This is a genomic window from Stappia stellulata, assembly GCF_020176715.1.
Taxonomy (GTDB): domain Bacteria; phylum Pseudomonadota; class Alphaproteobacteria; order Rhizobiales; family Stappiaceae; genus Stappia.
The window spans coordinates 1-18421 of the sequence record NZ_JAIVMF010000032.1; the positions used below are offsets into that span (position 1 = coordinate 1).

Annotated in this window: 16 protein-coding genes, 1 tRNA gene and 1 pseudogene; 7 read left to right on the forward strand and 11 right to left on the reverse strand. The window is 64.1% G+C overall.

From position 1 onward, the window contains the following. The first annotated feature begins 292 nt into the window (after nucleotides 1–292). Nucleotides 293–544 carry a hypothetical protein gene (locus LC092_RS20170; protein WP_224809443.1) on the forward strand — a complete coding sequence of 84 codons (252 nt, stop codon included), beginning with the start codon at nucleotides 293–295 and terminating at the stop codon, nucleotides 542–544. Between the two features lie 204 nt (nucleotides 545–748). On the opposite strand, the gene LC092_RS20175 is transcribed toward LC092_RS20170, so the two are convergent. Next, nucleotides 749–825, reverse strand: a tRNA-Ile gene (locus LC092_RS20175). Nucleotides 826–1279: 454 nt separating this feature from the next. Between LC092_RS20175 and LC092_RS20180 the strand changes: the two genes are divergently transcribed. Together LC092_RS20180 and LC092_RS20185 are read left to right on the forward strand one after the other, a co-directional pair. Beyond that, the gene (locus LC092_RS20180) at nucleotides 1280–2353 is read left to right on the forward strand and encodes an AI-2E family transporter (protein ID WP_224809445.1); all 1074 of its coding nucleotides are present in this window, start codon (nucleotides 1280–1282) and stop codon (nucleotides 2351–2353) included. Between the two features lie 82 nt (nucleotides 2354–2435). Continuing rightward, complete coding sequence (locus LC092_RS20185; protein ID WP_224809447.1) at nucleotides 2436–3170, forward strand: SIMPL domain-containing protein; 735 nt, start codon at nucleotides 2436–2438, stop codon at nucleotides 3168–3170. A gap of 283 nt (nucleotides 3171–3453) precedes the next feature. On the opposite strand, the gene LC092_RS20190 is transcribed toward LC092_RS20185, so the two are convergent. Then, nucleotides 3454–4128, reverse strand: a complete 675-nt coding sequence (locus LC092_RS20190; protein WP_318245937.1) for a GNAT family N-acetyltransferase — start codon at nucleotides 4126–4128, stop codon at nucleotides 3454–3456. Nucleotides 4129–4208: 80 nt separating this feature from the next. On the opposite strand from LC092_RS20190, the gene speD reads away from it, so the two are divergent. Further along, on the forward strand, nucleotides 4209–4736 hold the full coding sequence (gene speD, locus LC092_RS20195; RefSeq protein WP_224809448.1) for an adenosylmethionine decarboxylase: 528 nt from the start codon (nucleotides 4209–4211) through the stop codon (nucleotides 4734–4736). After that, a complete protein-coding gene (gene speE / locus LC092_RS20200) occupies nucleotides 4733–5608 on the forward strand; it encodes a polyamine aminopropyltransferase (protein WP_224809450.1) in 876 nt (291 codons plus the stop codon). The genes speD and speE overlap by 4 nt, the downstream gene beginning before the upstream one ends. A gap of 75 nt (nucleotides 5609–5683) precedes the next feature. Here speE and LC092_RS20205 read toward each other — a convergent pair whose 3' ends face one another. After that, nucleotides 5684–6781, reverse strand: a complete 1098-nt coding sequence (locus LC092_RS20205; protein WP_224809451.1) for an NAD(P)/FAD-dependent oxidoreductase — start codon at nucleotides 6779–6781, stop codon at nucleotides 5684–5686. Between the two features lie 182 nt (nucleotides 6782–6963). On the opposite strand from LC092_RS20205, the gene LC092_RS20210 reads away from it, so the two are divergent. Continuing rightward, complete coding sequence (locus LC092_RS20210) at nucleotides 6964–7626, forward strand: dimethylsulfonioproprionate lyase family protein (RefSeq protein WP_224809452.1); 663 nt, start codon at nucleotides 6964–6966, stop codon at nucleotides 7624–7626. A 16-nt stretch (nucleotides 7627–7642) separates the two neighbouring features. Here the strand turns inward: LC092_RS20210 and LC092_RS20215 are convergent, their stop codons facing one another. The 3 genes from LC092_RS20215 to LC092_RS20225 all read right to left on the reverse strand — a co-directional run bounded on the left by LC092_RS20215 (nucleotide 7643) and on the right by LC092_RS20225 (nucleotide 9586). Next, nucleotides 7643–8053 (reverse strand): ketosteroid isomerase-related protein, encoded by a 411-nt coding sequence (locus tag LC092_RS20215; RefSeq protein WP_224809453.1) that lies wholly within the window; start codon nucleotides 8051–8053, stop codon nucleotides 7643–7645. 83 nt (nucleotides 8054–8136) lie between these two features. Beyond that, a complete protein-coding gene (locus LC092_RS20220; RefSeq protein ID WP_224809454.1) occupies nucleotides 8137–9252 on the reverse strand; it encodes a permease in 1116 nt (371 codons plus the stop codon). Beyond that, complete coding sequence (locus tag LC092_RS20225; protein WP_263627232.1) at nucleotides 9245–9586, reverse strand: ArsR/SmtB family transcription factor; 342 nt, start codon at nucleotides 9584–9586, stop codon at nucleotides 9245–9247. The genes LC092_RS20220 and LC092_RS20225 overlap by 8 nt, the downstream gene beginning before the upstream one ends. A gap of 204 nt (nucleotides 9587–9790) precedes the next feature. Here LC092_RS20225 and LC092_RS20230 point away from each other — a divergent pair, with 204 nt between their 5' ends. Next, entirely contained in the window at nucleotides 9791–10180 is a 390-nt protein-coding gene (locus LC092_RS20230; RefSeq protein WP_224809455.1) for a GFA family protein, read from the forward strand. A 14-nt stretch (nucleotides 10181–10194) separates the two neighbouring features. On the opposite strand, the gene LC092_RS20235 is transcribed toward LC092_RS20230, so the two are convergent. The 5 genes and pseudogenes from LC092_RS20235 to LC092_RS20255 all read right to left on the reverse strand — a co-directional run. Beyond that, the gene (locus LC092_RS20235; protein WP_224809456.1) at nucleotides 10195–12327 is read right to left on the reverse strand and encodes a toll/interleukin-1 receptor domain-containing protein; all 2133 of its coding nucleotides are present in this window, start codon (nucleotides 12325–12327) and stop codon (nucleotides 10195–10197) included. 413 nt (nucleotides 12328–12740) lie between these two features. Further along, a complete protein-coding gene (locus LC092_RS20240; protein ID WP_224809457.1) occupies nucleotides 12741–14201 on the reverse strand; it encodes a DUF930 domain-containing protein in 1461 nt (486 codons plus the stop codon). A gap of 399 nt (nucleotides 14202–14600) precedes the next feature. Further along, complete coding sequence (locus LC092_RS20245) at nucleotides 14601–15197, reverse strand: hypothetical protein (protein ID WP_224809458.1); 597 nt, start codon at nucleotides 15195–15197, stop codon at nucleotides 14601–14603. Nucleotides 15198–15207: 10 nt separating this feature from the next. After that, complete coding sequence (rpoD, locus tag LC092_RS20250; protein ID WP_224809460.1) at nucleotides 15208–17250, reverse strand: RNA polymerase sigma factor RpoD; 2043 nt, start codon at nucleotides 17248–17250, stop codon at nucleotides 15208–15210. Between the two features lie 481 nt (nucleotides 17251–17731). Beyond that, nucleotides 17732–18421: pseudogene (locus LC092_RS20255) on the reverse strand (DNA primase); the annotation flags it as partial.

The following is an 18421-nucleotide window of genomic DNA, read 5'->3' on the forward strand; positions in this document are numbered from 1 at the left end:
CCCGAAACGCGGACCTCCCCAGATGGCTTGACTGGTTCAACCGGGCAAGACAACACTCCGCTCTCAACGGCCTGCCGCCCCTCCAAAGGGTGAATGACCTTCTGAGAAACCACACCTAGATCACACTCTTGGGCGGGAGGATCTTGCGACAGTGACACGGGTCGTGAGAGGGTCTCTCGATTGACAGGTTGTATCGTCCCGACATTGCGCAAGGACCGACGAGACCATGATTTGCCGATCGATAGTTGCAGCAACCACCGGCTTGGTTCTGAGCGCATCGAGCCTGTTGGCCATGCCCGATGCCAGCACGATGAAGCGCCTGGAAACGGTCGCTTACTATATCGGTGCTATCGACCATTGCCGGATCGATGTCGAGACGGATCGGTTGGAAGCCTACTTCCTTAAATACGATGCACTGGAACCTGTGACCTGGGGAGCTGTTGAACGCGCCATGTCGCAAGGCGCATTCATCCGCCATCAACCCGGCAGCTCTCACTGTGGACTTGTGGAGCGGATCATGAGGGCGGAAGGGATCATCGATTGAAGGTGGTTTGATCGGCCTTCAAATAGCGCTTCCCGACCCGAAATCGGTTGCCATTTGATCTTGCGCGCTGCGCCATTTGTTTTTGCGCGCTACACTTGGAGCAGAGAACACTACAAACAATCGACAACCCGTTCGGCACGAGGTTGTAACCCATGTCTCCGGTACAAACCGTTACCTATGTCTCCGGATCGGACAAAGAGAAGATGGTGGGCCCGGAGGGACTCGAACCCCCAACCAATCCGTTATGAGCGGACGGCTCTAACCAATTGAGCTACAGGCCCGGCAGCGGCGAGTGTGTTTCTCCGATGCGCACGTCTTCCTACCCCACCTCGACGAGGGCTGACAAGAAGGCCGCTGCGTCGGCGGGCGTGCTTCCACGGTTTCGCGCGCGAGGCGCACTGGGTTCGGTTTCGCGCGCGAGGCGCGCCGGGCACGGTTTCGCGCGCGGAGCGCAGGGGGCGCATGATCTCGCGCGGCCGACGCGCGGGGCGCGGCGCGGTCGACAGGACGGCCGGGATCGCGGCCTTCGCCGCCGGGCCAAAGGGCGCCACGTCCCGCGCCGCCGCGCGGGGCATGGCGGCGCCGGGCGGCGATCGGTGCGAAAGCCCGGCGCATGGCCGCGTGTCCCGGCGCCGGTTGCAATCCGTCCCGAAGCGCGCCAAAAGCAAACCGGTCAGGATTTTCCGCCCCTGGCACGACGCGATGCGCGGGGACGCCGCGCGCGAGAGGGACGCCATGCCTCGTTTTCCAGCCACTGTCGCGCTCGTTCTCGTCTCGATCTCGCTGATCGGCTGGCTGCTGGTGATCGGTCGCGCGTTGCTGCTGCCGTTCGTCATCGCGCTGCTGGTCTGGTATCTGATCAACGCGCTGTCGGCCGCCGTCCGCTCCATTCCCTTCGGCCCCTGGCATCTGCCCCGGGCGGTCGCCCTACCCGCCGCGCTTGCGGTGATCTTCGGAATTTCCGCGATCGTGGTCGATATCGTCACCGCCAATCTGACCGAGCTTGCCCGCGACGCGCCGGTTTATCAGGCCCGGCTCGACGCGCTGCTGAAAACCTATTCGACCCGCTTCGGCCTAGCCGATCCGCTGGCCCTGCGCGATCTCATGCCGGACAATGCCTTCGACCAGGCGATCGCGGCCGGCGCCAACGCCATCACCACCATCGCCGGCTCGGCCTCGCTGGTGTTCATCTATGTTCTGTTCCTGCTGCTGGAACAATCCACCTTCGACCGCAAGATGGCGCGTCTGTTCGTGTCGCCGGACCGCGCCGAGATGGTGTTCAAGGTGCGCGACCGCATCACCGAGGCGCTGCGTCACTATCTCGGCATCAAGACGGCGGTGAGCGCGCTCACCGGCCTGTTGACCAGCGGCCTTCTGGTGCTGCTCGGCTTGCCCTATGCCGCACTCTTCGGCTTCATCGCCTTCCTGCTGAACTACATACCGACCATCGGCTCGCTGATCTCGGTGATCTTCCCGAGCCTGCTGGCGCTGGTCTATTTCGACACGCTGACGCCGTTCTTCATCATCAGCCTGGGCCTCGGCACCATCCAGTTCTCCATCGGCAATCTTCTGGAGCCGCGGCTGATGGGCAACAGCCTGAACATGTCGGGCCTCGTCATCATGCTGTCGCTCGCCTTCTGGGGCGCGATCTGGGGCGTGACCGGCATGGTGCTCTGCGTGCCGCTGACGGTGATGGTGCTGATCATCTGCGCGCAGTTTCCCGGATCGCGACCGATTGCCGTGCTGCTGTCCGCCGATGGCGACGTCGGCGAGCCGATCGCGCTGAACGGCTCCCCGAAGGAGAGCTGAACCTTGCCTTTCGCCCGCCGCATTTGGCGGAAAAGGTCGCTCCCGTTCTTCCCCGCTTCCGGGGCTTGTCAGGAGTAAAATCATGCGTTTGTCCACCCGCCGCTCTCTCGTCGCCGCCTGCGCCATCGCCCTTGCACTCGGCGCCGGCGCGGCCCGCGCCGATGACCCTCGCCGCATCGCCACCATCGACATGGTAGGCCAGGCCAGCGTCTCCGCCGCCCCCGACATGGCGATGGTGCAAAGCGGCGTCGTCAGCGATGCCGAGACCGCCGGCGAGGCCATGACGGCCAATACGGCCGCCATGAGCGCGGTGGTCGCGCGCATCAAGGACGCCGGCATCGAGGGCCGCGACATCCAGACCTCGGGCTTTTCCGTTTCCCCGCGCTATCGCCGGCTGAAGGATACGGAGCCTGGCGACTACCGCTCGGAAATCATCGGCTACCGCGTCTCCAACAATGTGTCGGTCCGGGTGCGCGATCTTGCCAATCTCGGCGCGCTGCTGGATGCGATGGTGCGCGACGGCGCCAACCAGGTCGGCGGCATCTCCTTCATCGTCAGCGAGGCCGACAGCCTGAAGGACGAGGCCCGCAAGGCCGCGATGGCGGACGCCATGCGCAAGGCGAATCTCTTTGCCGAAGTCGCCGGGGTCCAGCTCGGCCGCGTGCTGTCGATCAACGAACAGGATTTCGGCGGTCCGCGTCCGCAGATGATGATGGCCCGCGCGGAAATGGCGGCAGACGGCGCCCCCGCGCCGATCGAGGCGGGCGAGACCAGCCTTCAGGTGCGCGTCAATGTGACCTGGGAACTGGACCAGTAAGGCTTTTTGCCTTGGACCACCAACCGACGAGACCTCAGACGCGGGCCCGCAGGGACCCGCGTCTGAGATTGATGACAAACGCAGCAAATTGGTCATCCCGGACGCGGCGTGAGCTGCGATCCGGGATCGGGGCGGCACGGTTTCACGGCTGGCACCCCACTAAAATGGGTAGGCTTTTGGCTCTCCGATACCGGGTCGCGCTTGCGCTTGCCCGGTATGACGCAAAAGAGCATTCGCCCTTCGTCATCAGTCTGGACGCGGGCCCGCAGGGACCCGCGCCTTTTCATTTTCCGGTGCCCAATCCGTCGCGCGCCCAGACCTGAAGCCGCTTGCGGCTCATCTGCGTCTCGCCGAGATCCGGCCAGTCGAAGCCGACGGTCAGGCCCGGAACCGGCCGGTAGCCCCGCTTTTGCCAGAACGGATCGAGCGGGCGGTAATCCACAGGCTTGCGCGGGTCGGCATCGTCGCGGATCACCGCGCAAAAGGCCGCCCGGTCGAAGCCGAGCCTTCGGGCATGGGCCTCGCGCTGGTCGAAGAACGCATGTCCCACCCCCTGGCCGCGATAGGCGGGCTCGAGAACGGATTCCGCAAGGTAAAAATAATCCGCCGGGTCAAGTCCCGCTTCGGCAAAGGGTGCGCAAAAGTCGTCGACCTCGCCGGCCAGCGGCTGTCCAGTCGCCGCCCCGACGAGATCTGTTCCGGCAAATGCGGCAACGACGACGGCGCCTCGCGAACGGGCATATCGGGCAAGATAATCTTTTTCGTAGTCGAGAGATCCTTGATAAAGATACGGCCAGTCCTGAAAAACGCCGACCCTCAATTTGGCAAGTTCGGGAAGCACGCCTTCGATTTCGCTAGCCGTCAAAGAAACAATCCGCAAAGCCATCTTTTCTCGCCGCTTTTCCTTGTGAGCAGGGCGACATCCATTATCTGCATGCCGGAAATGCGAAATTCGCATTGCATTTAAACCCGAAACACCTTAGAGCCTACGCGTTCGGGACTGAACCCGGGTTTCATCTACTGGTTGGGGAGACCGCCATGTCTGACGACGGCCTCTTCCAATTGGGGATGGACTTGGAGGCTCGTGAAAGAGAAGCCGTGGACACGTCCACCTTCGTCGAGCCAAGAAGCACCACCCATACGGAAGACACCACTCAAGTATCCGCGCCTGCATCTCATGCGCAAGACGACCGGCTCGACCATTTCATCGAGAAGGACGGCGTGCGCTGTGCGGGATCGCATCTGATCATCGATCTCTACGACGCGGAGCGTCTTGACGATCTTCCTTACATCGAGGAAGCGCTCAGGACCTGCGTGAAGGAGGCCGGTGCGACCTTGCTGCACATTCATCTGCATCCGTTTCAGCCGGAAGGCGTGAGCGGTGTCGCGGTGCTGGCGGAAAGCCACATCTCGGTGCACACGTGGCCCGAGGCCGGCTATGCCGCCTTCGACGTCTTCATGTGCGGCGACGCGATGCCTGAAAAATGCGTCGAGGTGCTCAAGCGCGCCTTCACGCCCGGGCGCACGGAAGTGAGCGAACTGCTTCGCGGCAAGGAGGTCGCATGAGCGGCGGGCTCGTCTTCAACGAGACGCTCTATCCCGGCGTCGAGGTGAACTACGGCTGCGACACCATCCTGTATCAGGATCGTTCCGAGCATCAGGACCTGGTTCTCTTCGAGAACCCGGTCTTCGGAAAGGTGCTGATGCTGGACGGCATCACCCAGGTGACGACCGCGGACGAATTCATCTACCACGAGATGATGGCGCATGTGCCGATCCTGGCCCATGGCGCGGCATCCGAGGTGCTGATCGTCGGCGGCGGCGACTGCGGCATGGCCGAGGAAGCGTTGAAGCATCCCGGCATCGAGCGGCTGACGCAGGTCGAGATCGACGGCGCGGTGGTGGATTTCTCCAAGGAGCATTTCGCCGAGTTCAATGCGCCCGTCTTCGAGGACGAGCGTTTCGATCTGGTGATTGCCGACGGCGCGCGTTTCGTCGCCGAGACCGACCGGCGTTTCGACGTCGTGATGGTCGACAGCACCGATCCGATGGGACCGGGCGCGGTGCTCTTCACGCAAGAGTTCTACCGCGCGGTGCATCGCTGCCTGAAGCCCGGCGGCGTGCTGGTCACGCAAAACGGCGTTCCCTTCCTGCAGCGCGAGGAGCTTGTCGGCTCGATCCGGCACTTCTCGAAGATCTACAAAGACGCCTACGCCTATGTCGCGGCCATTCCGACCTATTTCGGCGGCCACATGGCGCTTGGCTGGGCCACCGACAACGCGGATCTGCGCAAGGTGCCGGTGGATGAACTGACCCGCCGCTTCGAGGCCGCCGGCCTCGACACGCGCTACTACACGCCGGAGGTGCATGCCGCCGCCTTCGCCCTGCCCCGCTTCATTCTCGATGCGGTGAAGGACGGACGGAGCAACGCCGGCTGAGCCGGGCGGTCCAACCTGCAAGACGATATCAAGGGCGGCAGCGATGCCGCCCTTTTCTTTTGCCGTTCGGCGGCGTCAGTCGCGCGCCTCAAGCCAGCTGCGCATCGCCTCGCGATCTCCCGATACCACGCCTTGCGCCACGCAGCGCCCCACCGCCGCACCGAACTTGTAGCCATGCCCCGAGCAGGCCGAGACGATGGTCGCGCGCGGGGAAAGCTTGGCAAAGAAATGCTCGTCGCGGGTAAACGTATAGGCGCAGGTCACCACCTCGGTGACGCGATAGTCGCCGATGCGTGCGAACGGCGGACCGAAGAGATCGCGGATCCGCTCTCCCTCGCCCGGCTCCGGCACGCGCCGGTCGTCGGCCTTGCACGGCACCTTGTGAACGCCCGCGCCCACCTTCAGCCCCGTACCCGCCACCGGCGGCAGCACATAGCCGTCAACCGTGCCGCCGACGTCGAGGATCGCGGGCGCGGCCTCCCAGGCGGCGCGCAGATCCTCCGGCGGGGCGAGATAGGCAACCGCCGTGCGGTAGCTCGTCAGCGAGGCCGCAAGGGCCGGAATGAGGTCCAGCACCCAGGCGCCGGCGGTGACGACAACATGATCGGCGACAAGCGCCTCGCCAGTTGCCAGCGTGACCCGGCCATTGTCCGTATCGACTGCCGAGACCTTCGTGGTCTCGCGCACATCCGCCCCAGCCCGTCGCAACCAGTCGCGAAGGCCCACCGCAACCCTCTGGCACAAAAGCACCCCGCCTTCCGGGCTGAAGGCGGCGCTGTGGATCGTGCCGGCATCGAGGAACGGATAGCGCGCTGCCGCGTCCGTCGGCGACAGGTCCTCCACCGGAAAGCCGCCATCGACCAGCCCCTGGCGATAGTCGACCGCCTCGTCGCGTCCCGTTTGCGAGACAATCAGAAAGCCGGTGTCGACCAGATGCTTGGCGCCGAGGTCGTCCCACAGCGCGTCCCAGGCCTCATAGGCCGCGCCGATGCGCCGCTGGTAGCCGGTCTGACCGCCATAGGCCCGGCGGATGATGCGATGCTGGTCGCCGGAGGCCGACAGCGGATTGGGGATCGGTCCCTGTTCCAGCAGCGTGACCTCGACGCCCTTTTTCACCAGCGCCCAGGCAGTGCACAGCCCCGAAACACCGGCCCCGACCACAATCACCTTCATGCCGCCATCCTCCCCGATTGATCCGCGCCCGTCATTGGCAAAGCCTAACCGTCGCCGACCGAGCGCGACCAGACGCGCGCTGCGTGAAACTCCCGCTTGCCCACAGGCCCGTGTCGCGGCACCGTATCCTGGAAACCACAACCGCCGGCGCCCGCCGGACGCCGATCCGGAGCCGCACCGACATGAGCGAAACCACCCTCGCCGAGATCCCCGACCTCGGCTATCTGCTTCGCGAGTACTATGAACTCTACCGCCACATGTCGTCGGGCGGCAGCGACAAGATCCGCGCCCATCAGCGCGGCGTGCGCGAGGCGATCAGCCGGGTGCTCAAGTCGAACGCCACGGTGCGCTTCGGCGAGCCGGCGCAAAAGCCGGTGACCGCGCATTTGAAACGCGCCCTCGACGAGGGCCGGCAGGAGCGCACCGCAACCTTCATCCGCGCGGTGGAATCGATCTCTGCGCAACTGGTCTGGCAATATGGCTACGAGAAGATCCCCAAGGGGCTGGAAAAGACCTTCGCCTATGCGGAGGTCTGCGGGCCGAACGGCCCCGTCCTGACCAACGAGGTGATCCTCGGTCTCGTGCTGTTCGCGCCGGGCTGCACCTATCCGGCCCATGCCCACGACCGGATTTCGGAAAGCTACATCTGCCTGTCGGGCAGCGTCTCGGAAAACCACCAGGGCGTCTATGCGCCGGGGTCGATGATCTTCAACCCGCCCGAACACACCCACCGCATCACGGTGTCGAAGACCGAACCGGCGCTGCTCGCCTACGCCTGGTCCGGGCCGCCGGAGCTTCTGGCGAACCAGAAGATGGTGTTCTCGCGACCGCGCAAGAAGGCATGAGCGGCGGCAGCCGGCCTCAGCCGACGACCTGGGCGCTCCAGTCGGTGAGATTGTAATAGGTGGTGATGCGCGCGATCTGGCCGTCGCGGATCTCGAAGAAGGAGCCGGCCGGCAGGCGATAGGTCTGCCCCTTCGCCTCCGGCAGCCCCTCGTCGGTCACGAGATAGGTGCCCGAGACGATGAACTCGGCCGCAGCCCGCGCGCCGCCTTCGGCGACGAAGATCACCATCTGCGACAGTTCCTCGCGGTAGCAGCGCGTCATATGCGCGTTGAACGCCCGGAACGCCTCGCGTCCCTCGCGCCGCTCGCCCTGGTTGACGTCATGGGCAAGATCCTCGGTGACGAGGCTTGCCATCTTGTCCGTGTCGCCGGCGTTGAAGGCGGCGAAATAGGTCTCGATCAGCGCGCGGGTGGTGTCGACGGTCATGGAAACATCCGGAAATGGGTTGGAGCGGAATGCGGCGGAGAGTGCCGTCCGCGCCCGCGAATGGCAAGCCCGTCGTCGCCGCATCAAAGCACTGCGGTCATGAGCGCCTGAAACAGCAGCCCCGAGGCAATCGCGCCGACCAGGCCGAGGCCGATATAGGTGGCAAAGACCGGCAGGCGAACGAGCGACCACACCGCGGCCATCGCCGGCACGGAGCTGACCGCGCCGGCGATCATGAAGGCCATGGCTGCTCCAGACGACATGCCCTGTTCGACGAGACCGGCCAGAAGCGGCGGCGCCACATAGCTGTTGAGATAGGCCGGCATGCCGACGAGGGCTGCAAGCACGATGGAAACCGCGCCGCCGCCGCCGATGACCCGGGCGATCAGGTCGGCGGGCACATAGGTGACGAGCAACGCCTCCAGCACATAGGCAAGCGCCAGCCACTTCGCCAGGAAGAGCGCATTGACCCGCAATTCCTCGCCGAAGACGGCGCGCCGCGGCGCCTCGCTCCAAAAGCGCCACTGCGGCGCTCCGCCAGGTGCTTGCTTGCTGCAGCATCCGCCCGCCCGGATCGGCCGCGCGGGATTGGCGAAGGCCCCGCCCGCCGCCATCGCCTTGACCGCGAAGCCGCCGAACAGTCCGAGCGCGACGGCAAAGACCGCCTTGGCAATGGCGAAGGGCCAGCCGAGCGCGGCCGCCGTGATCAAGAGCGTCGGCGGATCGATCAGCGGCGATGACAGCCAGAACGCCATGATCGCCGGCAAGGGCGCGCCGACGGCGAGCAACCCGGCGATGAACGGCACGACCTGACAGGAGCAGAAAGGCGCCAGCCCGCCGAACAGCGCCGCCAGCAGGATCGCCTGCGTCTCGCGACCCTCGAAAGCGCGCCCGACCAGCGCTTGCGCGCCGGTCGCCTTCATCCAGGCGATCAAAAGCACCGCGCCCGCCACATAGGGAAGCGTCGTCGCGAAGGCCCGCAGCGCGAAGGTCATGATGCCGGCTGCCTCGCCCGGATCGAGCATCAGGACCAGAAGCGGCAAGGCAACGACAAGGCTCCAGGGCGTCAGCAGCCAGGGTTTCAGCCCCCGCCAGGATACCCGCGGCCTCCGGGCGGCGGCGACCGGCGCTGCGACGGCCTCGGCTTTCGGGCCGCAGCAGCCGGTCTTGCCCGCGACGTCGCTCATCGTGTCAGCCATCGGTCGTGTCCTTCTGGTCCGCGCCCGGCACCCATTCGTCGGCGCAACATTGCGACAGGATGAAGCCTGCCAGATCCTTGAGCCGGTCGAAGTCGGCCCGGTTGATGACGGAGCGGCCGGATTTTTCCTGGGCGATCAGTCCGCCGGCGGCGAGAAACCTCAAGTGATGGGCGAGCGTCGAGGCGGCCATTCCGGTGCGCGCCTGAATGTCGCCGACGGTCAGTCCCGCCCGCCCGGCCCGGACAAGCGCGAGCACGACCGCAAGCCGCGCCTCCGATCCGATGGCCGCAAAACCCTGAGCCGCTTCCTCGATGTCGATCTTCGTCTTTTCCATAAAACTAGTTTTATAGTTATATTTGCGAAAATCAAGCGCAAAGCGGAACGCATCCGCTGGTTCGGCCCCTTCCCCTGCCCGCCCGCTCTTGGCCAGGCCGCCCCTCGCCCGTCCCTCGCCCGCCTGCCGACCGTGCGAAGCATTTGATCTCTCGCACCGATACGGGTCAGATGGCGCCGTCGACACACGGGATGGATCATCGACATGGACCGGATCAACGGCGGATGCCTTTGCGGCGGCTTGCGGATTTCGGCAAGCGGCCAACCGGATCGGGTCGGCCTGTGCCACTGCCTCGACTGCCGCAAGTTCCACGGCGCCCTGTTTCACGCCTCCGCCGTCTACCCGAAAGACGCCGTCACGGTCGACGGCCCCTTTGGCGACTACGACGGCCGCTGCTTCTGCCCGACCTGCGGTTCGTCGGTCTTTTCGAAAAGCGGCGATGAAATCAACATCGACCTCGGCGCCCTCGACGAGCCGAACCGCTTCACCCCGACCTACGAACTCTGGGTGACCCGCCGCGAGACCTGGCTTCCACCGTTCCAAGGCATGACGCTTTACGAGCGGGACAGGGAGGTGGGAGGAGACGGGAAATAGAACGAACGGTGGTCTCACCAGAACCAGTCGGCGAAATCCTGAAGTGCCTTGGCAAGGCGTTGCGCGGAAGGGGAATCCGCAAGGCGTGTTATCTTGCCCAGGACCTCCAGTGACTTGTCGGCGAACCCCGCCTGTTGAGCGAGCGTTCGTTTCTTCGCGTCCTGCAGTCTGCGGGCGCGATCAACCTCGCGAAGACGAAAGTCTTCATCGCCCGCGAAAGGCGGCTCCGGCGTCCTCAGATCCAGAATATCGCGGGCAACCCGCTCACGGTTCTCGACAACCCGCTTGTAGTCGTCCGTTACGAGTTCTGCGTCATATGCCTCGCGCGTCGCGTTGAGAACTTCTCTTCTGAGTTCCTGGCTCGCCTCAGGTTCGTATTTCGCGGGCTCCAACGCGATTGCACGCAACAAGCGCTCCCGCTCCTGATCCAACGGGTAATGGGCAATCAATCGCGCATGTGCCTGACGGATATTCTCGAGGGTCTTTTCCAGCGCTTTCCCTGATACCCAGTGATTCGCATCGGGGTCGTCTAGCTCCGCCTCAATGTAATCCATCTGCCCGCGCAACACGCCGGGGATGCAGGTTGTGCCGCGTGCAGCCAGTTCCTCACTGTAGGCTTTGAGTGCAGCGCGAAATCCGGCGGAGCAGTTTTTACCTTCAATCGAGGCAAGCGCCGTCTGGATCAGGCTACGCAGCAATTCGGGCAAATGCGCAAGATCGATGTCCGCGAAGGGGGCGTCCACCGTTTCGTTCGCCATCGCGTCGAGTCGATCGCCGCTCGCATCGGTCGACACGTCCGGGCTCGCCGCTGCCTTCATCGCCTGGCGTTGCGCGGCCCGCTCGCGCGGGGTGCGCGTGCCCAGAACCGCATTCAGGATCGCTCGACGTTCTTCTTCCGGCGACAGACCGAGCAACGATGTCCACACCAGACGTTTCGCGAGCGGCGACGGCGCACATGGTTTCACCATGAAGGGGACGATCTTGCCCTTCTCGCCTGAGGGGTCCATTAAATAGGCCGCCTCCCACTCCGACATGCAATGATTGGAGTTGAAGTAGTCGTCTGAGTAGACCGAGATCATCCGCCCCATTCCCAGCAATCCCCGGTTCATTTCCCGAACAAAACTCTTGCCTGCGGTCATGTCGTTGAACTGGGAAAAAACGGTAAACCCGGCTCCCTCAAGGGTATCGGAAATCCGGTGCGCCACTGGGAGATCGGCATGGGCATAGGACAGAAAGAAATCATCCGACGGGCCTAATGCTGCCTCTCTCTCCTCTTCGCCAGAGCTCGGCTCTTGCCCGTTCTCCACCTCCGGCGACTCCGGCGTGAACAGCGGCAACCTGCCTTTCACGATCCGCCCGATGTCCGTCACCACCTCTTGCGGATCGCGCTCCCAGAATTTTTGTGGCTGGTTTGCGATAGTAATATCGGTCTGCTCACCAAAAGCGTCGCTTGAGGGCCCGTTCGGACCGTCCGGAAGGATAGCACGGTACCAGTCGACGATCGGTCTCCAAGACCCTCTCGTAACGTACTCGCTCGCAGCAAATCCATCGAAGGGTTCGCGCGCCCAAGACGGAAAATTCGCGCGGTATGTCGTGTCCTCGCGCACCTCGATCAACCAGAGGGGTTCTCGTGCAAGCAGAACAGAGTGGTTTCGGTTACCTTCAAGCCATCGCACATCCGCATCAATGCTTCGCCAGATGTCAGTGGCCGCATCCGCTGCAGCAGCAGCTGCAAATGCGGCTCTTGCTGCGGCAGAGCTCGCGGAAACCTCTGCTGCGGCATTGTTATCTGAAGCCGCATAAACAGCCCTTGCGGCTGCAGCGTAAGCAGCGGCTGTATTTTCAGCGGACGCATATGTTGTCCTCGCCGCAAATAACGAAAATGATTCGAAGTAAATACTCCTGAAAAAGAGCGATACCCACGAAATAAAAGCTGCGCGAAATGTTAAAATTACAAATTGCAGTCCTTTTTCGTGACCCGCATCGTCGTTCGATACACGGACGACACTGAGCACAAGCGGAAACACCCTAAGCGCCGCGCGCACGGCAATTGCTCGTGCCCAGTCGGACGGCTTGCCCTTAAGCCATTCGTCAAGGTCTTCCCTTGAAGCGACCTTCAAGCCCGGATCATCGTTCTGTCTCGCCAATTCCGCCCCTCGCCTGCTGCTCTTGGGCTCGCATCTCGCCATTTTAACGTGTAGTGCGTGGAACGACAGCCGGTTTCAGAAGGTTTCTCACCGCTGCCCCACATACCGCCGTCATCATTTCATTGCGGCCAGTTCGTCTCTCAGTCGTGCATTAAAGATGACGACGATCCTCCGCATGACGACAGTGTGTGCAGCAAACGTCGTGACGACCGGGGGAGACACGCCACGCCAAGACAGAGGGGGTGTGGAGGCGAAGGCGGACGCCTCTCGCGATGCCGTGGTGGTCGGGCAATGACGGACCGCTGCGCAGGGCTTCGGTCTGCTCGGCACCCTTCCCATACAGCGCGTGAGCCGCAATCCGGCGCCCATGGGCCCCCTCACCTCGGCGGCGTGCGCCACGCAAACCCCTCCCCTCAGTTCTGCGGGAAGCCGCGGGACAGCCACTGGCTTCGCGGCACCGGCGGGCCGACGCGGAAGGAGAAATCTTCCACGCGCGTGACGGCCGGGTCGGTCTCGCAGCGGAAATCGAGGTCGTACCAGACGCCGCGCGAGCGGTAGGCGGCGCGCACGGGGGCGAGCACCGTCCCCGGTTGCGGGCGGAAGGAGGGCAGGATTTCCGCCGGGCGGTCGGGGTAGAGGTCGCGGATCTGGGCGCGCAGCTCCGTCAGGCACAGGAGATTGAGCCGCTGCGGCCCGGACATGCCGGCCATCGCCGTGCGCGTGCGCGAATCTCCCAGGATCCGGTCGGAGAAAAGCTCCCGCGAGCGCGCAAGACGCGGCGCACCGGGTCGGCGCGCGGGCTCTGTCGCCGGCGCCGGCAGGCGGACGCCCGGCGGCAGATCGCCTTGCTCGGCCGCCCGTTCCGCGGCTCGCAACGCTTCCGGCGGCGGTGTCGGCTTGGCGCGTGGCAGAGTGGTGGCAATGGCGCCCGACAGGCCCTCTCCATCCGGCGCGCTGCGAGATGCCTCCTCCACCGCCGTGTCGCCGAGCGGAGCGGTCTCGCCCTCGGCCTCGGGACCGGCGACGATGTCGCTCTCAGGCGAGGTCTCCTCGGGAGCCGGCTCCGCAACCGGCTCTTCCTCGGCCGACGTTTCTTCGACCGATGCGTCCCCGGTGGACGTTTCCTCCGCCGGCGCGTCTTCCGGCGACGGTTCTTCGGTGGCAGACGGATCGGTCTCGGTCTCCGTAGGCGTCCCGGCGTCCGTCTCGTCCGGCGTCTGCGGTGCCGGCTCGGTCGCGGCGTCCGCCGTCTCGTCGGGCTGCTGCGTCTCCGCCGTCTCCACCGCCTCGGCGTCGCCGTCCTCGCCAACAGGATCGTCCGGGCGCGGCTCCTCTTCCGGCAGGCTCGCGCCGTCGCGCGGCTCGCCGTCCTCGCCACCGGCGGCCTCGCTTGCTTCCTCGGCGAACTCTTCGACCGGCTGCAGCACTGGCAGGCTGTCAGCGTCCGGAACCGATGCCGGCGGCGTCTCGGGCTCGGGCTGCTCCGGCTCCGGCGCATCCTCCTCCGCCAAGGGTTGCGGTTCCGGCGCGGGCGCTTCTTCTTCCTGCTCCGGCTCTTCTTCCTGTTCCGGCTCGGGCGCGGCTTCGGGTTCCGGTACCGGCTCTTCCGCTTCCGGAGCCGGCGGCTCCGCCTGTTCTTCCTCCGCCGCGGGGACTGGCGGCGGCGGCACCAGCACCACCTCGATGGGCGCCGCCATCTCCGGCGTCTCCATCTTCCGGGGCGGCGTCTCGATGAACACCGCGACGATCAGCCCGTGCAGCAGAAGCGATGCGGCCACGCCGACCAGAAAGAACCTGCCACCCGCCCGCTCCGCGTCGCGCGCGGGCGCCGGGCCGGGCACGATCTCGGGCAAGTCTGGGGGCGGGGAAACCAAGGGGACGGCACCTTCTGGCTGCAAGCCGGGTCAGGGGAGATGCGAGGCCGCAAGGCTCGATGAGCGACCTGACGGAGTCAATAACGCAGCCGAAGGGGGCATCAAAATGAAAAACCCGGCGTTGTGGCCGGGTAAAGGAAATGACGAAGGAGAAGACTGCTTTTCCGCGCCCAGCCCGGCAAGCGGATGCGCAACCCGGTATCGGGGACCCAATGGCCGACCCGTTTCAGGGGTTGGCCTCCGCGCCACCGTGCCTCGCCGGCCGCGGATCGCAGCTCATACTGCCTCCGGGAGGACGACGTCGCCGAGGCTTCGTCCACGCCCTAAACCCGGCGTCGCCGCCGGATACGGGCGTCATTCCACCCGGATCTCGCGCCAAGCAGCGTATTGCCGCACCGTTCACTCAAGGATTTCGATTTTTTCGTAAAACACACCCATCCAGGTTCCCGGCCCGGACAGACGAACTTTCATTCCCGGCTTGAGTTGAGACCGAAAAGCCGGCGCAAGATCGCAAAGGGAATGCATCGACCCAAAACTCTCTCCCGCGAGAACCATACCTGAGGGACACCCTCTTTGATTCGAATAGCCCTCAGATTTTATCGTGTGAATGTGGGCAACCGGGTATCCAAAGGAAAGTGAATAAAGATATGGAATTGCCATTCCAACAAAAAACGTCGCGACAATGTATCCAAACCATGCAGCACACAAAAAACGCACAAATATAAAAGGAGATTCAAATTTATCTAAAATATAATCAAAATTCCCAGAACCTGTTTTCTTATCAACGTCTGAAAGCAAACATATAAAAAATCCGAAAAAAGAATATATTATCAATAATAATGCAAAATCCCACGTCGCATCAAAGTAAATATTATTTACAACAAATCTACTTCCCGATATAAAACGCATAAGAACGAAAAAATCAATTAAAAGCAATGCAAAAGGAACGAGGGCCACTAGCGCGATAAAAACCGTGACCCACTTCCTTTTGTCCATTTCGTCCCGATCAGCTGTCGAGGAACGAGCGCAGCTTGCGCGAGCGGCTCGGGTGCTTGAGCTTCCTGAGCGCCTTGGCCTCGATCTGGCGGATACGTTCGCGGGTGACCGAGAACTGCTGGCCGACCTCTTCCAGCGTGTGATCGGTGTTCATGCCGATGCCGAAGCGCATGCGCAGCACGCGTTCCTCGCGCGGGGTGAGCGAGGCGAGCACGCGCGTCGTCGTCTCGCGCAGGTTCGACTGGATCGCCGCGTCGATCGGCAACACCGCGTTCTTGTCCTCGATGAAATCGCCGAGGTGGCTGTCTTCCTCGTCGCCGATCGGCGTTTCGAGCGAGATCGGCTCCTTGGCGATCTTGAGCACCTTGCGGACCTTCTCAAGCGGCATCTGCAGCTTTTCGGCCAGCTCTTCCGGCGTCGGCTCGCGGCCGATCTCATGCAGCATCTGGCGCGAGGTGCGCACGATCTTGTTGATCGTCTCGATCATGTGCACCGGAATGCGGATGGTGCGGGCCTGGTCGGCGATCGAGCGGGTGATCGCCTGCCGGATCCACCAGGTGGCATAGGTGGAGAACTTGTAGCCGCGCCGGTATTCGAACTTGTCGACCGCCTTCATCAACCCGATGTTGCCTTCCTGTATGAGATCCAGGAACTGCAGGCCGCGGTTGGTGTATTTCTTGGCAATCGAGATCACGAGCCGCAGGTTCGCCTCGACCATTTCCTTCTTGGCGATGCGCGCCTCGCGCTCGCCCTTCTGCACCATGGACACGATGCGGCGGAACTCGGTCGTCTCCAGCCCGGTCTGCGAGGCGAGATTCTGGATCTCCTGACGGAGATCGCGGATCGCCTCCTTCTCGCCGGCGACGAAATTCTTCCAGCCCTTGGACGACAGATTGGCGACCTTGCGGATCCAGTTCGGATCGAGCTCGTTGCCCTGATACTGCTTGAGGAAGTCGCCGCGGTCGACGCCATGGCTGTCGGCGAGGCGCAGCAGGCGCCCCTCGTAGCCCATCAACCGCTTGTTGATGTCGTAGAGCTGCGCGACCAGATTGTCGATGCGCTGCTGGTTGAGCGACAGGCTCTTCACATCGACGACGATGTCTTCCTTGAGCTTCTTGTAGCGGCGCTCCTGCGACGGCGTCAGCGTCTTGTTGGCAAGCTTGTTCTCGACAAGCTGGTCCTGCAGGCGGCGCAGCTTCTTGTATTCGTCGGCAATGCTGTCGAAGGTCTCGAGCACCTTCGGCTTCAGCTCGGCTTCCATCGCCGAGAGCGAGATGTTGGCCTCGAACTCGTCGTCGTCGTCACCGTCGCCGTCGCTCTCGCCGTCGGCTTCACCCTCGGCCTTGGCCTCACCGCCTGCGGCGGGCGCGGGACGTCCACCGCCCGAAACACCGGCCTGCGCCCCGGAGGCAGCCTCGCCGCCTTCTTCCCCGTCGCCGTCGGTTTCCTCCTCGGCGCCCTCGGGCTTGAAGTCCGGGCCGGAATAGGTCGCTTCCAGGTCGATAATGTCGCGCAGGAGGACCTTGCCCTCGTTCAGCTCGTCGCGCCAGATGATGATCGCCTGGAAGGTCAGCGGGCTTTCGCACAGCCCGGCGATCATTGCCTCGCGGCCGGCCTCGATGCGCTTGGCGATGGCGATCTCGCCCTCGCGCGACAGCAGTTCCACCGAGCCCATCTCGCGCAGATACATGCGCACGGGATCGTCGGTGCGGTCGGTCGGCTCCTTGGTCGTGGTCTTGGCCACGGCGGTCGGCGCCGCCTCCACGATATCGGTCCCGGCAGCGCCCTCGCCGGCGGCCTCTTCGGCCTCTTCTTCCTCGATGACGTTGATGCCCATGTCGGACAGCATCGACATCGTGTCCTCGATCTGCTCCGAGGTGACCTCCTCGGACGGCAGAACCTCGTTCAGCTCTTCATAGGTGACATAGCCGCGCTTCTTGGCGAGCTTGATCATCCGCTTGACGGCGGCATCGGAGAGATCGAGCAGGGGGCCGTCGGTCGTCTCGCTGGAAGATTCCTGGGATTCGTCCGCCTGGGTTGCTTTCACTGCCATATTGTTCTCCGGCGCCGCCGGCCGCTTTGGCCTGGCGCTGTCGCGTTTCGTCTCGGTGCGGATCGCATCGCCCGGCCGCGGGTTTCCATCGCCGCCGCAGGCCGTCGCGCCACGCACGTTTATCCTCAGCCGGTGCGTCTGCAAAAACGCGACCGGGCCTCGCTACACTATGTCTAGTCGGTGTCCGTTAAGTGCCACTTAACCCTGCAAATCGATTCGACAAGCCGCATTCCGCTCCGGCTTCGCGCGCGCGCAACCGTGCCGGCAGGCGGCATCGCTAAAGGGCGTCTGACAGCAAGGTGATTTCATGCCGCTTAGGTGGCTGTCTCGCATTGGACTATGCCGGGCGCGGCTCGGGACGCTGTCACTTAGCTGTATTTAGCGCAACAGGACGGATTCGCAAGAGTGATTCGTCGCGCGTCAATCGATTCGGCCGGCGTTTCCCCAGCCGCGATGCGCGCCGCCGCCGCGCACGCTCGCCTCAGCGCGACGACGCAACGGCAGGCGGAAGCGCGCCCGCAGCGACGGTCTGTCGGGACGACCGCAGGCTCTTGGCCTTTTCCGCCAAATCCTGCTCGTCGCGGGCGCATTCCTCGCGCCGGCGGGCGAGGTCCTGCGACTGGGCGCGGATGCGCTGCCAGTCGGCCTCCTCCAGCCCGTCCTCCAGCGCGGCCATTTCCGCCTCGAGCTCCTGTTCGAGCGCCCGCACCTCCAGCGCGTCGAGATAATGCGCGAAGAGGTCCTCGATAAAGTCGAGCGGCGGCTCGTGGCGCAGGATCGGCAGACGCTGCTTGAGATCCTGAAACCGGGCGCGAAGCCTCGGATCGCCGCGGACCGCGCCGGCGGCACCGGCGGCCTCCTCCTCGAAGACCTCCGAGAGGATCTGGTAGAAACTGGAATCCAGGCTTTCGAAGAACGCGCTCACCGGAATGTCCTGAAGCTCGGTGGCGATCCGGCACAATTCGTCGCGAAAGCGCGCATGCAGCGGATCGCTCAGTCCGGCGGTGCTGATGCGCTCGACATGATGTTCCAGTAGATCCGGATACTTGAGGCACAAGCCGCACAGGATGCGCTCGTTGCCGAACATCGTCCCGTCGGGCAGGTCGCCGCCACGCGCCGGCACGGAAGGCTCGGCCGCCGGATCGCCCGGGCGCCTGCCGGCTCCGCCGCC

Bases quoted from the DNA above. Each gene is read 5' to 3' on its own strand.
- LC092_RS20215 (WP_224809453.1), bottom strand. From the start codon at position 8,053: ATGACCGTCGACACCACCCGCGCGCTGATCGAGACCTATTTCGCCGCC.
- LC092_RS20185 (WP_224809447.1), top strand. From the start codon at position 2,436: ATGCGTTTGTCCACCCGCCGCTCTCTCGTCGCCGCCTGCGCCATCGCC.
- speD (WP_224809448.1), top strand. From the start codon at position 4,209: ATGTCTGACGACGGCCTCTTCCAATTGGGGATGGACTTGGAGGCTCGT.
- LC092_RS20205 (WP_224809451.1), bottom strand. From the start codon at position 6,781: ATGAAGGTGATTGTGGTCGGGGCCGGTGTTTCGGGGCTGTGCACTGCC.
- LC092_RS20230 (WP_224809455.1), top strand. From the start codon at position 9,791: ATGGACCGGATCAACGGCGGATGCCTTTGCGGCGGCTTGCGGATTTCG.
- speE (WP_224809450.1), top strand. From the start codon at position 4,733: ATGAGCGGCGGGCTCGTCTTCAACGAGACGCTCTATCCCGGCGTCGAG.
- LC092_RS20225 (WP_263627232.1), bottom strand. From the start codon at position 9,586: ATGGAAAAGACGAAGATCGACATCGAGGAAGCGGCTCAGGGTTTTGCG.
- LC092_RS20220 (WP_224809454.1), bottom strand. From the start codon at position 9,252: ATGGCTGACACGATGAGCGACGTCGCGGGCAAGACCGGCTGCTGCGGC.
- LC092_RS20170 (WP_224809443.1), top strand. From the start codon at position 293: ATGCCCGATGCCAGCACGATGAAGCGCCTGGAAACGGTCGCTTACTAT.
- rpoD (WP_224809460.1), bottom strand. From the start codon at position 17,250: ATGGCAGTGAAAGCAACCCAGGCGGACGAATCCCAGGAATCTTCCAGC.
- LC092_RS20210 (WP_224809452.1), top strand. From the start codon at position 6,964: ATGAGCGAAACCACCCTCGCCGAGATCCCCGACCTCGGCTATCTGCTT.
- LC092_RS20245 (WP_224809458.1), bottom strand. From the start codon at position 15,197: ATGGACAAAAGGAAGTGGGTCACGGTTTTTATCGCGCTAGTGGCCCTC.
- LC092_RS20180 (WP_224809445.1), top strand. From the start codon at position 1,280: ATGCCTCGTTTTCCAGCCACTGTCGCGCTCGTTCTCGTCTCGATCTCG.
- LC092_RS20190 (WP_318245937.1), bottom strand. From the start codon at position 4,128: ATGCGAATTTCGCATTTCCGGCATGCAGATAATGGATGTCGCCCTGCT.